Consider the following 15,526-nt stretch of genomic DNA (forward strand, 5'->3'; position numbering starts at 1 on the left):
TCATCGCAGTATAACGGAAAAAAAGCATGTTACAGGTATACCTTGTTCGCCACGGTGAAACGCAGTGGAACGCCGAGCGACGTATTCAAGGCCAGTCAGACAGTCCTCTCACCGACAAAGGTGTGCAGCAAGCGTGGCAGGTGGCGGAGCGCGCCAGAACGCTGGGTATCACTCACGTCATCTCCAGTGATTTAGGCCGCACGCAGCAGACGGCACGCATCATCGCCGATGCCTGTGGCTGCGACGTGACCCTCGAACCGCGTCTGCGCGAGCTGGATATGGGCGTGCTGGAAAAACGTCCTATCGATACGCTGACGGAAACCGAAGAAGGCTGGCGCCGCACGCTGGTGAACGGCACTGAAGATGGTCGCATCCCTGAAGGGGAATCCATGCAGGAGCTGAGCGTGCGCATGCATGCCGCGCTGGCCGAGTGCCTGAAACTCCCGGCAGGTAGCCGACCGCTGCTGGTGAGCCACGGTATCGCGCTGGGTTGCCTGGTGAGCACCATTCTGGGACTGCCGGCTTACGCCGAACGCCGTTTGCGGCTGCGCAACTGTTCCATTTCCCGTATCGACTATCAGGAAAGTGCCTGGCTGGCATCGGGGTGGGTAGTTGAGATGGCAGGGGACATTTCGCATCTTGATGCCCCTGCTCTGGACGAATTGCAGCGTTAACGACGTACCGGAATCAGGAATTCCATACGCAGATTGATAGGGCCTTCTTCCGGTTTAGCATCTTGCGCCGGATAGTAGCGCTCAATGTCCTGACCTTTACGGCGATTCAGATTCAGCATCGGCATGCAGGTCCCGTAAACGGTCAGGATGAACTCCTGAACGCCCGTTCCTAAACCTTCGTATGAGAACATCACATACTCGCCGCCTTCCAGCACGACAGGCTTCGAGCCATGAATGTAACCGTTCGCCATGTCAGGCGTCAGCGCCGTGGTATAGAACACCTCCTGCTCGTCGTCTTTTTCCTGGCTGGGATGCGTTTCGTTCAGGCCATACAGAATCGGCGGGAGCGCCGGAGCATGGCTTAAAAATTCGCGCCAGAACTGAACGCGCATCTGATGGCGGAACTCGGAGATCTGCTCCAGGGAACAGGAGTAGCTCTGCGTGGTGCCGACCAGGTGCGTTTCCGGCAGGGTGATGATTTCATATTTTGGCATCGCAAACTCGCCCAGACGCAGCGGCGGACGCATACCAAAGGAGCTCCAGTCCGGCGAGCGGCGATAAAGTGCTGGCGTTAACGAGAACTGTTTTTTAAAGGCGCGGGTGAAGGTTTGCTGTGAATCGAAGCGATATTGCAGGGCAATATCCAGGATTGGTCGCGCGGTCAGGCGCAACGCGACAGCAGACTTTGATAAACGACGTGCGCGAATATAGGCACCGATAGCATGACCGGTGACATCCTTGAACATCCTTTGCAGATGCCACTTGGAATAGCCTGCTTTTGCCGCCACATTATCCAGTGACAAAGGCTGGTCGAGATGACCTTCCAGCCAGGTGAGCAGGTCGCGAATAATTCCAGCCTGATCCATATACTATCCTCATCCTTAAAACTGCCGCAGGTGCCTGTTTACAGGTTAGCGGATAATAGCATTTTTTGACGTTTTAGCATTCAGTGTTTTTTTTGCGCATAAATGCTTTTTGTAGTGATTTATGTGCGGATATATTCTAATCCTGTGATCTTGCTACATTTTTATCTAACCTGTTGAATAATCGCTCAGCGTAATTTTTATGAATGGTAACAATATGAAATACAAGGTTTTAGTCTTTGCAGCACTGGCGCTGATGGCAGGGCGCGTGGCACAGGCGGAGCAAATTGGCTCCGTGGATACTGTGTTTAAAATGTTTGGGCCGGACCACAAAATTGTGGTGGAAGCCTTTGACGATCCGGACGTTAAAAACGTCACCTGCTATGTCAGCCGGGCAAAGACCGGCGGGATTAAAGGCGGCCTGGGGCTGGCTGAAGACACGTCTGACGCGGCCATCTCCTGCCAGCAGGTTGGCCCGGTGGAATTGAGTGACAAAATCAAAAACGGCAAAGCGCAGGGCGACGTCGTATTCCAGAAACGGACCTCGCTGGTGTTCAAAAAGCTACAGGTGGTCCGTTTTTATGACGCGAAGCGTAACACCCTGGCTTATCTGGCTTATTCCGACAAAGTCGTGGACGGCTCACCGAAAAACGCGATAAGCGCGGTACCGATTATGCCGTGGCATTGATAAAAAAAACGGCGCAAATGCGCCGTTTTTTACTGCGTGACGGGAGAATTACTCCTGGAGGTCACCGCAGAAACGATAGCCTTCACCATGGATCGTGGCGATGATTTCCGGCGTATCCGGCGTAGATTCGAAGTGCTTACGAATACGACGGATGGTTACGTCAACGGTACGATCGTGTGGCTTCAACTCACGACCGGTCATTTTCTTCAGCAGTTCTGCACGGGACTGAATCTTGCCCGGGTTCTCGCAGAAGTGCAGCATCGCGCGGAATTCACTGCGCGGCAGTTTGTACTGCTCACCGTTCGGGCTAATCAGCGAACGGCTATTGATATCAAGTTCCCAGCCGTTGAATTTGTAGCTGTCGACGCTACGACGCTCTTCACTTACCGTACCCAGATTCATGGTGCGGGACAGCAGGTTGCGTGCACGAATGGTTAACTCGCGAGGGTTGAACGGCTTGGTGATGTAGTCATCCGCGCCGATTTCCAGACCAAGAATTTTATCAACCTCGTTGTCACGGCCCGTCAGGAACATCAACGCGACGTTCGCCTGTTCACGCAGTTCGCGCGCCAGAAGAAGCCCGTTTTTGCCCGGCAGGTTGATATCCATAATCACCAGGTTGATATCATTTTCAGAAAGGATCTGATGCATCTCTGCGCCATCGGTCGCTTCAAAGACATCGTAGCCTTCTGCTTCGAAAATGCTCTTTAACGTGTTGCGTGTTACCAACTCGTCTTCAACGATAAGAATGTGCGGGGTCTGCATGTTTGCTACCTAAATTGCCAACTAAATCGAAACAGGAAGTACAAAAGTCCCTGACCTGCCTGATGCATGTCGCAAATTAACATGATCGGCTTAACGTGACTAAAGTACGTAATTGCGTTCTTGATGCACTTTCCATCAACGTCAACAACATCATTAGCTTGGTCGTGGGTACTTTCCCTTTGGACCCGACAGTGTCAAAAACGGCTGTCATCCTAACCATTTTAACAGCAACATAACAGGCTAAGTGACACCGGACACCCAATAAAACTACGCTTCGTTGACATATATCAAGTTCAATTGTAGCACGTTAACAGTTTGATGAAATCATCGTAGCTGAATGCTAGCCTTTGTCACAATTTTTCAATAAACCAACTAGTTGCGGACATTGATTGATAAACGGTACGAATCCAATCAGAAAAGAGTATTCATATGGTCATTATCATTACAAAACATAAGGATAATGGACTTCTGTTAACATTCTAACTGATTGTTCAGCCACAAAATAGTTTAGCTTTTTTTAATTGTTATGAAACGCTATTTCGGTGATTTGTGTTGCAAAATTGTAAATTCGTGCTGCGTAATATGTTGAACTGAATCACATTTTTACCTGCTAACTGATTAAAAAGAGAGCGTAAATGCATCTGTCGATTGTGCTGGTGGCACCAGCAAGAGCTGAAAATATTGGCGCTGCGGCGCGTGCCATGAAGACTATGGGGTTTACCGATTTGCGTATTGTGGACAGCACGGCGCATCTGGAGCCTGCTGCGCGCTGGGTGGCGCACGGTTCGGGTGATATTCTCGATAATATAACCACTTACGCTACGCTCGCCGACGCACTCCACGATATTTCGTTTACCGTCGCGACGACCGCGCGCAGCCGGGCTAAGTTTCACTATTACGCCACGCCTGCTGAACTGGTGCCGATGCTGGAAGAGAAAAGCCAGTGGCTGGAGAAAGCCGCGCTGGTGTTTGGGCGAGAAGATTCCGGGCTGACTAACGAAGAGCTGGAGCTGGCTGACGTGCTGACGGGCGCGCCGATGGTGGCGGATTATCCGTCACTCAATCTGGGGCAGGCGGTGATGGTCTATTGCTATCAATTAGCATCCTTAATACAAATTTCTCAGCCACCGGTGACAGTTTCGGATGAAAACCAGCTGGCGGCACTGCGTGTTCGTGCAGATAACCTTCTTGAGCAGTTGGGCGTCGCTGACGATCAAAAAATGGTGGACTGGTTACAGCAGCGCCTGGGGCGCCTTGAGCAGCGCGACACGGCAATGCTGCACCGATTGCTTCATGATATTGAAAAAAAATTAGCCGAGTAAAATAGTGTCATAGGTTTTTATTATGGCCGATCCTGCTGATGTCTGGGGTTGCATCTGGGTTATTCCGATGAAAATAAATCTGCCCGCAGCGGGACGTGAGAATGTCCCGAATTGTGATCGAATTAAAAATTCATTGACTTAAGGGGCTCGATCCTTTAACCCTAAAAGAATAGAGCACAGACAGATAATAATGACAGAGTACACAACATCCATGAAACGCATCAGCATCACCACCATTACTACAACCATCATCATTACCACAGGTAACGATGCGGGCTGACGCGTACAGGAAAAACAGAAAAAAGCCCGCACCTGAACAGTGCGGGCTTTTTTTTTCGGCTAAAGGAAATGAGGTAGAACCATGCGAGTGTTGAAGTTCGGCGGTACGTCAGTGGCAAATGCAGAACGTTTTCTGCGTGTTGCCGATATCCTGGAAAGCAACGCCAGGCAGGGGCAGGTTGCCACCGTGCTCTCTGCCCCGGCCAAAATCACGAACCACCTGGTGGCGATGATTGAAAAAACCATCGGTGGTCAGGATGCACTACCGAACATCAGCGACGCCGAGCGTATCTTTGCCGATCTGCTTCAGGGGCTGGCCGACGCCCAGCCTGGTTTCCCGCTGGCGCAGCTGAAAAGCACCGTTGAACTTGAATTTGCCCAGATTAAACACGTTCTTCACGGTATCAGCCTGCTTGGTCAGTGTCCGGACAGCATCAACGCGGCGCTGATTTGCCGGGGTGAAAAACTCTCTATCGCCATCATGGCAGGCGTGCTGGAAGCGCGCGGTCACCACGTGACGGTCATCGATCCGGTTGAAAAACTGCTGGCTGTGGGCCACTACCTTGAATCCACCGTCGACATTGCCGAGTCGACACGCCGTATTGCGGCGAGCAAAATCCCGTCTGACCATATGATCCTGATGGCTGGCTTTACTGCCGGTAACGAGAAGGGCGAACTGGTGGTGTTGGGGCGTAACGGCTCTGACTACTCCGCCGCCGTGCTGGCCGCCTGTTTACGCGCAGACTGCTGTGAGATCTGGACTGACGTCGACGGCGTTTATACCTGCGATCCGCGCCAGGTACCGGACGCCAGGCTGCTGAAGTCGATGTCGTACCAGGAAGCGATGGAGCTTTCCTACTTCGGCGCTAAAGTTCTTCACCCGCGTACCATCTCCCCGATTGCCCAGTTCCAAATCCCTTGCCTGATTAAGAATACCGGTAACCCTCAGGCGCCGGGCACGCTGATTGGCGCCAGCGCGGATGAAGATGAACTGCCGGTGAAAGGCATTTCTAACCTCAATAACATGGCGATGTTCAGCGTCTCCGGCCCGGGGATGAAGGGCATGGTCGGCATGGCGGCACGCGTCTTTGCCGCTATGTCCCGCAACGGGATCTCCGTGGTGCTGATCACGCAGTCTTCTTCCGAATACAGCATCAGCTTCTGCGTTCCGCAGGGTGATTGCCTGCGTGCCCGTCGCGCGCTGGAAGAAGAGTTCTATCTGGAGCTGAAAGAAGAGCTGCTGGAGCCGCTGTCGATTCAGGAGCGTCTGGCGATTATCTCTGTGGTCGGCGACGGCATGCGCACCCTGCGCGGTATCTCCGCCAAATTCTTTGCCGCGCTGGCGCGGGCCAATATTAATATCGTGGCGATTGCCCAGGGCTCATCAGAGCGTTCCATTTCCGTTGTCGTGGATAACGATGACGCCACTACCGGCGTGCGCGTGGTGCATCAGATGCTGTTCAACACCGACCAGGTGATTGAGCTGTTCCTGGTGGGCGTCGGTGGTGTCGGTGGCGCGCTGCTGGAGCAGGTGAAGCGCCAGCAGGAGTGGCTTAAGAAGAAACATATCGATTTGCGCGTTTGCGGCATTGCGAACTCGAAAGCGTTGCTGACTAACGTCCACGGTCTGAATCTGGAAAACTGGCAGGCGGAGCTGGAAGAGGCGAAAGAGCCATTTAACCTGGGCCGCCTGATCCGCCTGGTGAAAGAATATCACCTGCTTAACCCGGTGATCGTTGACTGTACCTCCAGCCAGGCGGTGGCCGATCAGTACGCCGACTTCCTGCGCGAAGGGTTCCACGTGGTGACGCCAAACAAAAAGGCCAACACCTCGTCGATGGATTACTATCACCAGCTGCGGCTGGCGGCGAGTAAGTCGCGCCGTAAGTTTCTGTATGACACCAACGTGGGCGCAGGCCTGCCGGTCATCGAGAACCTGCAAAACCTGCTGAACGCGGGCGACGAACTACAGCGTTTCTCCGGCATCCTCTCCGGCTCCCTGTCGTTTATCTTCGGCAAGCTGGACGAAGGGATGAGCTTGTCGGAAGCCACCCGCGCCGCGCGCGAGCTGGGCTACACCGAGCCGGATCCGCGCGACGACCTCTCCGGCATGGACGTGGCGCGTAAACTGCTGATCCTGGCGCGCGAAACTGGCCGCGAGCTGGAGCTTTCGGATATCGTGATTGAGCCGGTGCTGCCAGCAGAATTTGATGACAGCGGTGACGTCAGCGCCTTTATGGCCAGGTTGCCGCAGCTTGACGACGCCTTTGCCGCACGCGTTGCGAAAGCCCGTGATGAAGGTAAGGTATTGCGCTATGTTGGCAACATTGAAGAAGACGGCGTCTGCCGGGTGAAGATTGCCGAAGTGGATGGCAACGATCCGCTGTACAAGGTGAAAAACGGCGAGAACGCCCTGGCGTTCTACAGCCATTATTATCAGCCACTGCCGCTGGTGCTTCGCGGCTATGGCGCAGGGAATGATGTGACGGCGGCAGGCGTGTTTGCCGATCTGCTGCGTACCCTGTCATGGAAGTTAGGAGTTTAAGATGGTTAAAGTATATGCCCCGGCTTCCAGCGCCAATATGAGCGTCGGATTTGACGTGCTGGGCGCGGCGGTCACGCCGGTGGACGGTTCGCTGCTGGGCGATACGGTTACGGTTGAGGCGGCAGAGCGCTTCAGCCTGAATAACATCGGCCGCTTCGCCAGTAAGCTGCCGTCTGAACCGCGCGAGAATATCGTTTATCAGTGCTGGGAACGCTTCTGTCAGGAGATCGGCAAAAACGTGCCGGTCGCCATGACGCTGGAAAAGAGCATGCCGATTGGTTCGGGGCTGGGCTCGAGCGCCTGCTCGGTGGTCGCCGCGCTGGTGGCGATGAATGAGCATTGCGGCAAGCCGCTGAACAACAGCCGTCTGCTGGCACTGATGGGCGAGCTGGAAGGGCGCATCTCCGGCAGCATTCATTATGATAACGTGGCGCCGTGCTTCCTTGGCGGCATGCAGCTGATGATTGAAGAAAATGGCATCATCAGCCAGCAGGTGCCAGGGTTTGATGAGTGGCTGTGGGTGCTGGCCTATCCGGGCATTAAAGTGTCTACCGCCGAAGCGCGTGCGATCCTGCCAGCGCAGTATCGTCGTCAGGACTGTATCGCCCACGGGCGTCATCTGGCGGGCTTTATTCACGCCTGCTACACCCGTCAGCCGCAGCTGGCGGCGAAACTGATGAAAGACGTCATTGCCGAGCCGTATCGCACGAAGCTGCTGCCGGGCTTTAACGAAGCGCGACAGGCATCCATGGATATCGGCGCACTGGCGTGCGGCATCTCCGGCTCCGGCCCGACGCTGTTCGCCTTATGCGACAAGCCAGACACCGCGCAGCGCGTGGCGGACTGGCTCTCTAAACACTACCTGCAAAATCAGGAAGGCTTTGTTCATATTTGCCGTCTGGACACGGCTGGCGCACGAGTACTGGGATAACGAATGAAACTCTACAACCTTAAAGATCATAACGAGCAGGTCAGCTTCGCGCAGGCGGTAACGCAGGGGCTTGGCAAAAATCAGGGGCTGTTCTTCCCCCACGACCTGCCGGAATTTCAGCTGACCGAAATCGATGAGCTGCTGAAGCAGGACTTTGTCACCCGCAGCACCAAAATTCTGTCTGCCTTTATCGGCGACGAAATCCCGCAGGAGCTGCTCGAAGAGCGCGTGCGTGCGGCGTTTGCTTTCCCGGCGCCGGTGAAGCAGGTGGAGCCTGACGTTGGTTGTCTGGAGCTGTTCCACGGCCCGACGCTGGCGTTCAAAGATTTCGGCGGTCGCTTTATGGCGCAGATGCTGACCCACATTAGCGGCGACAAACCGGTGACCATTCTTACCGCGACTTCAGGCGATACCGGAGCGGCGGTGGCCCATGCGTTCTACGGCCTGAAAAACGTCCGCGTGGTGATCCTCTATCCGAAAGGCAAAATCAGCCCGCTTCAGGAAAAACTGTTCTGCACCCTTGGGGGCAACATTGAAACCGTGGCGATCGACGGCGATTTCGATGCCTGTCAGGCGCTGGTGAAGCAGGCCTTCGATGACGAAGAGCTGAAGGCGGCGCTGGGGCTGAACTCTGCCAACTCCATCAACATCAGCCGTCTGCTGGCGCAGATCTGCTACTACTTCGAAGCGGTGGCGCAGCTGCCGCAGGACGCGCGCAATCAGCTGGTGGTTTCCGTGCCAAGTGGGAACTTCGGCGACCTGACGGCAGGCCTGCTGGCGAAATCACTCGGCCTGCCGGTGAAGCGCTTTATCGCCGCCACCAACGCCAACGACACCGTGCCGCGTTTCCTGAAGGACGGAAAATGGGCGCCGAACGCGACTCAGGCCACGCTCTCCAATGCGATGGATGTGTCACAGCCTAACAACTGGCCGCGTGTGGAAGAGCTGTTCCGCTGTAAGGTCTGGCGTCTGGGCGATCTGGGTTACGCAGCGGTGACGGACGAAACCACTAAAGCCACCATGCGCGAGCTGAAAGCGGTGGGCTATACCTCTGAGCCGCACGCGGCGATTGCCTATCGTGCCCTGCGCGATCAGCTTCAACCGGGTGAGTATGGCCTGTTCCTCGGCACCGCCCATCCGGCCAAGTTCAAAGAGAGCGTGGAAGCGATCCTGGGGGAAACGCTGCCGCTACCAAAAGAGCTGGCCGATCGCGCCGACCTGCCGCTGCTGTCTCATGAGCTGCCCGCAGACTTTGCCGCGCTGCGTAAGCTGATGATGGCCCGAGCGTGATTGTGCTGCCCGGTGGCGGCTTCGCCTTACCGGGCCTACAACGGCGAACTCATCGTAGGCCGGGTAAGCGCAGCGCCACCCGGCTTTTTTGTGAAGAAATTAAGGAGAAAAACAGCAGGAAAAAAGCAGAAATTCCCAATAAATGCGGTCACTTAGCGTTTAGGATTGCAGAGAATAACATCCCCCGTCCCCATCACGTACTCTCCTTATATCGGCCCACGTTGGGCAAGAAGAATAAGGAGTCACCTATGTCTACACTGAAACCTGCACTTATCGCGCTTTCACTGATGCTGGTCGCTCCCATGGCGGTGCAGGCAGCTGAGATCACCCTCGTGCCAGCGGTAAAACTGCAAATTGGCGATCGGGATAATAACGGGCACTACTGGGATGGCGGCCGCTGGCGCGACCATGACTGGTGGAAAGCTCACTATGACTGGCGCGATAACCACTGGCGTCCGCACGATGAACATCGCGATCGTGACGATCACCACCGTCATGACGATCGTCGCCCGGGCCCGGACCGGAAGCACCATTAACACAAACCCCGCCAGCTGGCGGGGTTGTCTTTTTATTGCTCGTGACGCTTAAACACCAGCTCGTTTTTTCCTGACGATGCCTCGTCGAAAAAATACCCTTCACTGTTAAAGCCAGTGAGCTGCTCTGGCTTCGTCAGACGGTTTTGAATGATGAAGCGGCTCATCAGACCGCGCGCTTTTTTGGCGTAGAAGCTGATCACTTTAAATTTGCCGTTTTTCTCGTCGAGGAATACCGGCTTGATAATGTCCGCATCCAGCTTCTTCGGCTTCACCGATTTGAAGTACTCATCGGAGGCCAGGTTGATCACCACGTTGTCCCCCTGGGCTTGCAGCGCCGCGTTAAGCTTGTCGGTAATGACATCGCCCCAGAACTGGTACAGATCTTTACCTTTAGCGTTTTCCAGGCGGATACCCATCTCCAGACGATACGGCTGCATCAGATCCAGCGGTCGCAGCACCCCGTACAGGCCGGATAACATGCGCAGATGCAGCTGGGCAAAATCGAAATCGGCTTCGCTAAACGTTTCTGCTTGCAGGCCAGTGTAGACGTCACCTTTGAAGGCCAACAGCGCCTGGCGGGCGTTGGCGGGCGTGAAGTCAGGCTGCCACTCATGAAAACGGGTGGCATTCAGGTCGGCGAGTTTATCGCTGATGCTCATCAGCGAAGCGATTTGCGGAGCCGAAAGCTTACGCGCCTCGTGGATCAGCTGTTGCGAGTAGTCCAGCAATTCCGGCTGGGTATAACGCTCAGTGGCGAGCGGGCTCTGGTAGTCGAGCGTTTTGGCAGGTGAAATCAGAATCAGCATATCCAGTCCTTGCAGGAAATTTAGAGCGACTTTAACAAAAAATCGCCCTGAATTGATCGATAGCTGTTATTGCCGCGGCAAATCATCCCAGGTGCCAGGGGCAATTTGTGACTCGATTTCGGGATAGCGTGAGGCGTCAAAGACGGGCTGTACGCCGAGCTTGCGCTGACGCAGATAATCGCGCGCGATCAGCGCCACAACCGGTGAAAGCAGCAAAATGGCCGTCAGGTTCGTGATGGCCATCAGCGCCATAATGACGTCCGCTATTTGCCAGATCATCGGCATGCTGAGCAGGCAACCTACAAACACCATCGCCAGCACGCCCGCGCGAAGGATGTTGCGGGCCAGACGCGAGTCAACTTTCAGGAAGATAAGGTTGTTTTCGGCATAGATATAGTTCACCGCAATGGAACTAAAGGCAAAAAGTCCCACGACAAGTGCGACAAGGCCCGCGCCCCAGCCGCCGACGAGGGAGACCAGCGCCTGTTGTACCCAATGAATACCTGCCGTACTACCGGACGGTTGTTCAGCGGCACCGGCCAGCAGCATTATCATCGCGCTGGCGGAGCAGATAACAATGGTGTCTGTGAAGACGCCAATCATCTGTACAATGCCCTGCGCGGCGGGATGCGGAGGCCAGGATGCGGCCGCTGCGGCGGCATTCGGCGTGGAGCCCATTCCCGCTTCGTTGGAGAACATACCCCGCTGAAAACCCGCCGTGAGTGCCTGGCTAAGGGTGTAACCCAGCGCGCCGGAAGCCGCTTCGCGCCAGCCGAACGCGCTTTGGAAAATGGTGACGATGACGTTCGGCACCTCGTCGATATGTATCGCGCATACCATCAGGCTGGTGGACACCCACAGCAGCGCCATCAGCGGAACCAGCCACTGCATCAGGCGGGCAACCCCTTTGAGCCCGGTCACAATGGTCAGGAGGGTGAGAAGGGCAAGCGCGCCGCCCGTCAGCCACTCCGGACAATTGAAGGCAAAGCGCAGCGCGTGGGCGACGGAATTTGCCTGAACGGTATTGAAAATAAGGCCATAGGCAATCAGCAAAAAGATCGAGAACAGAACGCCCATCCAGCGCATTCCCAGCCCGCGAGCCATATACCAGGCGGGACCGCCGCGAAACTGACCTTTGCCGTCTTTTTCTTTGTAGAGTTGCGCAAGCGAGCATTCAGCAAAGGAGGTGGCCATACCGATAATCGCCGTCACCCACATCCAGAATACCGCGCCCGGACCGCCCGCGCCGATCGCCAGCGCGACACCGGCCAGGTTACCGCTGCCGACGCGCGCGGCCAGGCTGGTACAGAGCGCCTGAAACGAGGTCAGGCCGCCCGGCTGTGGGGTGACGCTGTTTTTCAGACTTCTGCCAAATTTGCGGATATAGCGAAACTGAATCAGACCGCTGCGCCACGTAAACCAGATACCTGCTCCTGAAAGCAGGTATATCATGATCGAACCCCAGAGGACTTCGTTGATAAAGAAAAAGAAATCAGGCACTAACGTCCCTCTTGTTGATGCCAAAGTGAATATGTAAGCGCTACCACTAATTGTGCATGCTGTTACTTAGCAGCCTGTTAATATTCTGAGTTTATCATACTCTGCCTAAGCGCACTGTCTGCGGTTGCGCTGCCTCTCACTCGTGTTATCATCAGGGCAGACCGGTTACATCCCCCTAACAAGTAAACCTGTCATTTTTCCGCTGCTGGCAAGCTGTCGGTAGTGTGAATTATCCAGGGCACGTTAAAAGAGAAACACTATCATGACGGATAAATTGACCTCCCTTCGTCAGTTCACCACTGTCGTCGCTGACACCGGAGATATCGCGGCAATGAAGCTGTACCAGCCGCAGGATGCCACAACCAACCCTTCTCTGATCCTTAACGCCGCGCAGATCCCTGAGTATCGCAAACTGATCGACGAGGCGGTGACCTGGGCAAAAGCACAGAGCAATGACCGCGCGCAGCAGGTTGTGGATGCTACTGACAAACTGGCAGTGAACATCGGTCTGGAAATCCTGAAGCTCGTTCCTGGCCGTATCTCTACCGAAGTTGATGCTCGCCTGTCCTACGACACCGAAGCGTCTATCGCAAAAGCAAAACGCCTGATCAAACTGTACAATGATGCGGGCATCAGCAATGACCGTATCCTGATCAAACTGGCGTCTACCTGGCAGGGCATCCGCGCTGCTGAGCAGCTGGAAAAAGAAGGCATCAACTGTAACCTGACTCTGCTGTTCTCCTTCGCGCAGGCGCGTGCATGTGCCGAAGCTGGCGTATACCTGATTTCTCCGTTCGTGGGCCGTATTCTGGACTGGTACAAAGCCAACACCGACAAGAAAGAGTACGCGGCGTCTGAAGATCCTGGCGTGATTTCAGTGACTGAAATCTACGAATACTACAAACAGCACGGCTATGAGACCGTTGTTATGGGCGCAAGCTTCCGTAACGTCGGCGAAATCATCGAGCTGGCTGGCTGTGACCGCCTGACCATCGCTCCTGCGCTGCTGAAAGAGCTGGCAGAAAGCGAAGGTGCTATCGAGCGTAAACTGTCCTACACCGGCGAAGTGAAAGCACGCCCTGAGCGCATCACCGAGTCCGAGTTCCTGTGGCAGCACAACCAGGATCCAATGGCCGTAGATAAACTGGCGGACGGTATCCGTAAGTTTGCTATCGACCAGGAAAAACTGGAAAAAATGATCGGCGACCTGCTGTAATCATTCTGCGTGACCGGGTTCCCGGTCACGCGTCTTTCCCCTGCCTCTGTCTGAATTTTCTCTCTGCGTGTATCATTCCCTTTAATCAGTACTTTTTGAATGGAATGGATATGAATACCTTACGCATCGGCTTAGTGTCGATTTCTGACCGCGCCTCCAGCGGTGTTTATCAGGATAAAGGCATCCCTGCTCTGGAAGAGTGGCTGGGCAGCGCGCTCACTACCCCGTTTGAGATCCAGACTCGCCTGATCCCGGACGAGCAGCCGATCATCGAGCAAACCCTGTGTGAACTGGTGGATGAGATGAGCTGCCACCTGGTGCTGACGACGGGCGGAACCGGCCCCGCGCGCCGCGATGTAACGCCGGACGCGACGCTGGCTATCGCCGATCGTGAAATGCCGGGCTTCGGTGAGCAGATGCGCCAGATCAGTCTACACTTTGTCCCGACGGCCATTCTTTCCCGTCAGGTCGGGGTGATCCGCAAACAGGCGCTGATCCTGAACCTGCCGGGGCAGCCGAAGTCGATAAAAGAAACGCTTGAAGGGGTAAAAGCCGAGGACGGCAGCGTTATCGTCCACGGTATCTTTGCAAGTGTACCGTATTGTATACAACTGCTTAACGGTCCGTATGTGGAAACTGACGGCAACGTGGTAGCAGCATTTCGCCCTAAAAGCGCTCGCCGCGAAACAATCTCCTGAAATTCTTTAAAATGTGACATTAGCGCCAGCCGCGGTAGCGTGTAAATGGATTTACGATATAGTAATTTTTTCTTTACGATTGCTGTAAAAAATAATCCACAACACATGCACAATGGTTCGCTATGTCACATTACACCCGACCTCTGAATCGACAGGACTACAAAACCCTCACGCTCGCTGCCCTGGGCGGCGCGCTGGAGTTTTACGACTTCATCATCTTTGTCTTCTTCGCCGCCGTTGTGGGGGCGCTGTTTTTCCCGGCGGATATTCCGGAATGGCTGCGTCAGGTACAAACCTTCGGCATTTTCGCTGCCGGCTATCTGGCGCGTCCGCTGGGCGGCATTGTCATGGCGCACTTTGGCGATCTGGTCGGGCGCAAGAAGATGTTTACCCTCAGCATCCTGCTTATGGCCGTGCCGACGCTGGCGATTGGGCTTTTGCCTACCTATGAGTCGATGGGCATTATCGCCCCGTTATTGCTGCTGCTGATGCGTATTCTCCAGGGCGCGGCCATCGGCGGGGAAGTGCCGGGCGCCTGGGTGTTTGTCGCTGAGCACGTCCCGGTGCGCCGCATCGGCATTGCGTGCGGAACGCTGACCGCAGGGCTGACGATCGGGATCCTGCTTGGCTCCGTGGTTGCAACCATCATCAATACCAGCATGACGCAACAGGCCGTTCACGACTGGGGCTGGCGTATACCGTTCCTGCTGGGCGGGGCGTTTGGGCTGGTGGCAATGTACCTGCGACGCTGGTTGCAGGAGACGCCAATATTTCTGGAAATGCAGCAGCGGAAGGCGCTGGCGCAAGAACTGCCGGTGAAAACCGTAGTAGTGCGGCATAAAAAAGCGGTAGTGGTGTCGATGCTTCTGACCTGGCTGCTGTCTGCGGGGATCGTGGTGGTCATTTTGATGTCACCGGTCTGGCTGCAAAAACAGTACGGTTTTGCGCCTGCCGTGACGTTACAGGCGAACAGTATCGCGACAATTATGCTCTGCTTTGGTTGTCTGGCCGCCGGGCTGGCGGCGGATCGTTTCGGCGCAAGCGCGACCTTTATTGTCGGCAGTCTGCTTCTGGCCGCGTCGAGCTGGGCATTTTATCATCTTGCGGGCACCCATCCTGAACAGCTGTTCCTGCTATACGGTGTCGTCGGGCTGTGCGTGGGCGTCGTTGGCGCCGTACCGTACGTAATGGTCCGCGCCTTCCCGCCGGAGGTACGCTTCACTGGGATCTCTTTCTCTTATAATGTCTCGTATGCCATTTTCGGCGGGCTGACCCCGATTGTGGTGACGGTGTTGATGGGGGTGTCACCCCTTGCACCTGCGTGGTACGTGCTGGCGTTATCGCTGATGGGGCTGGTTTTGGGGGTGTGGCTTCGCCAGTCAGAGGGACGTGGGGGCCCCCCCCCCGGGGCGC

The 15,526-nt window shown here is 55.3% G+C and carries 16 protein-coding genes and 1 other annotated feature (1 of these 17 cut by a window edge); of the genes, 12 read left to right on the forward strand and 4 right to left on the reverse strand.

Translation table 11 applies throughout. The features are described 5' to 3' along the window. Window positions 1-26 precede the first annotated feature (26 nt). Window positions 27-674, forward strand: coding sequence for a 2,3-diphosphoglycerate-dependent phosphoglycerate mutase GpmB (gpmB, locus tag INF61_RS02050; RefSeq protein ID WP_006810187.1), 648 nt, complete (start codon window positions 27-29; stop codon window positions 672-674). Here gpmB and robA read toward each other — a convergent pair. Then, window positions 671-1,540 carry an MDR efflux pump AcrAB transcriptional activator RobA gene (gene robA / locus INF61_RS02055; protein WP_015572620.1) on the reverse strand — a complete coding sequence of 290 codons (870 nt, stop codon included), beginning with the start codon at window positions 1,538-1,540 and terminating at the stop codon, window positions 671-673. The two genes, gpmB and robA, sit on opposite strands and share 4 nt — an antisense overlap. A gap of 214 nt (window positions 1,541-1,754) precedes the next feature. On the opposite strand from robA, the gene creA reads away from it, so the two are divergent. After that, window positions 1,755-2,225 carry a protein CreA gene (creA, locus tag INF61_RS02060; protein ID WP_017383825.1) on the forward strand — a complete coding sequence of 157 codons (471 nt, stop codon included), beginning with the start codon at window positions 1,755-1,757 and terminating at the stop codon, window positions 2,223-2,225. 48 nt (window positions 2,226-2,273) lie between these two features. On the opposite strand, the gene arcA is transcribed toward creA, so the two are convergent. Beyond that, window positions 2,274-2,990, reverse strand: coding sequence for a two-component system response regulator ArcA (arcA, locus tag INF61_RS02065; protein WP_003856501.1), 717 nt, complete (start codon window positions 2,988-2,990; stop codon window positions 2,274-2,276). A gap of 95 nt (window positions 2,991-3,085) precedes the next feature. Here arcA and yjjY point away from each other — a divergent pair, with 95 nt between their 5' ends. The 7 genes from yjjY to INF61_RS02100 all read left to right on the forward strand — a co-directional run bounded on the left by yjjY (window position 3,086) and on the right by INF61_RS02100 (window position 9,893). Then, window positions 3,086-3,226 carry a protein YjjY gene (gene yjjY / locus INF61_RS02070; RefSeq protein ID WP_001541509.1) on the forward strand — a complete coding sequence of 47 codons (141 nt, stop codon included), beginning with the start codon at window positions 3,086-3,088 and terminating at the stop codon, window positions 3,224-3,226. A gap of 399 nt (window positions 3,227-3,625) precedes the next feature. Beyond that, window positions 3,626-4,312 carry a tRNA/rRNA methyltransferase gene (locus tag INF61_RS02075; RefSeq protein WP_017383824.1) on the forward strand — a complete coding sequence of 229 codons (687 nt, stop codon included), beginning with the start codon at window positions 3,626-3,628 and terminating at the stop codon, window positions 4,310-4,312. A gap of 211 nt (window positions 4,313-4,523) precedes the next feature. Then, window positions 4,524-4,592: a thr operon leader peptide gene (gene thrL, locus INF61_RS02080; RefSeq protein WP_015572623.1), complete on the forward strand. Its 69-nt coding sequence runs from the start codon at window positions 4,524-4,526 to the stop codon at window positions 4,590-4,592. Further along, window positions 4,531-4,648: a sequence feature (Thr leader region), on the forward strand. Its footprint overlaps the gene before it by 62 nt. 25 nt (window positions 4,649-4,673) lie before the next feature. Continuing rightward, window positions 4,674-7,136: a bifunctional aspartate kinase/homoserine dehydrogenase I gene (thrA, locus tag INF61_RS02085; RefSeq protein WP_032647186.1), complete on the forward strand. Its 2,463-nt coding sequence runs from the start codon at window positions 4,674-4,676 to the stop codon at window positions 7,134-7,136. Between the two features lies 1 nt (window position 7,137). Next, window positions 7,138-8,067: a homoserine kinase gene (thrB, locus tag INF61_RS02090; RefSeq protein WP_047726399.1), complete on the forward strand. Its 930-nt coding sequence runs from the start codon at window positions 7,138-7,140 to the stop codon at window positions 8,065-8,067. Window positions 8,068-8,070: 3 nt separating this feature from the next. Continuing rightward, window positions 8,071-9,357, forward strand: a complete 1,287-nt coding sequence (gene thrC / locus INF61_RS02095) for a threonine synthase (RefSeq protein WP_193547486.1) — start codon at window positions 8,071-8,073, stop codon at window positions 9,355-9,357. Between the two features lie 248 nt (window positions 9,358-9,605). Continuing rightward, window positions 9,606-9,893, forward strand: coding sequence for a DUF2502 domain-containing protein (locus tag INF61_RS02100; protein ID WP_015572627.1), 288 nt, complete (start codon window positions 9,606-9,608; stop codon window positions 9,891-9,893). A 32-nt stretch (window positions 9,894-9,925) separates the two neighbouring features. Here the strand turns inward: INF61_RS02100 and yaaA are convergent, their stop codons facing one another. Together yaaA and INF61_RS02110 are read right to left on the reverse strand one after the other, a co-directional pair. Beyond that, on the reverse strand, window positions 9,926-10,699 hold the full coding sequence (gene yaaA / locus INF61_RS02105) for a peroxide stress protein YaaA (protein ID WP_015572628.1): 774 nt from the start codon (window positions 10,697-10,699) through the stop codon (window positions 9,926-9,928). A 66-nt stretch (window positions 10,700-10,765) separates the two neighbouring features. Further along, window positions 10,766-12,199, reverse strand: coding sequence for a sodium:alanine symporter family protein (locus INF61_RS02110; RefSeq protein WP_017383821.1), 1,434 nt, complete (start codon window positions 12,197-12,199; stop codon window positions 10,766-10,768). A gap of 262 nt (window positions 12,200-12,461) precedes the next feature. On the opposite strand from INF61_RS02110, the gene tal reads away from it, so the two are divergent. The 3 genes from tal to INF61_RS02125 all read left to right on the forward strand — a co-directional run. Further along, entirely contained in the window at window positions 12,462-13,415 is a 954-nt protein-coding gene (tal, locus tag INF61_RS02115; protein ID WP_003856481.1) for a transaldolase, read from the forward strand. 110 nt (window positions 13,416-13,525) lie between these two features. Continuing rightward, window positions 13,526-14,113 carry a molybdopterin adenylyltransferase gene (mog, locus tag INF61_RS02120; protein WP_063157555.1) on the forward strand — a complete coding sequence of 196 codons (588 nt, stop codon included), beginning with the start codon at window positions 13,526-13,528 and terminating at the stop codon, window positions 14,111-14,113. Between the two features lie 122 nt (window positions 14,114-14,235). Further along, window positions 14,236-15,526, forward strand: the 5' portion of a protein-coding gene (locus INF61_RS02125) for an MFS transporter (RefSeq protein ID WP_227413434.1). Its footprint extends 110 nt past the window's final position; 1,291 of the gene's 1,401 nt are visible here — the first part of the coding sequence; the start codon lies at window positions 14,236-14,238; its stop codon lies beyond the right edge, outside the window.

This window comes from Enterobacter cloacae complex sp. P18RS (assembly GCF_014982105.1).
Taxonomy (GTDB): Bacteria; Pseudomonadota; Gammaproteobacteria; order Enterobacterales; family Enterobacteriaceae; genus Enterobacter; species Enterobacter hormaechei_C.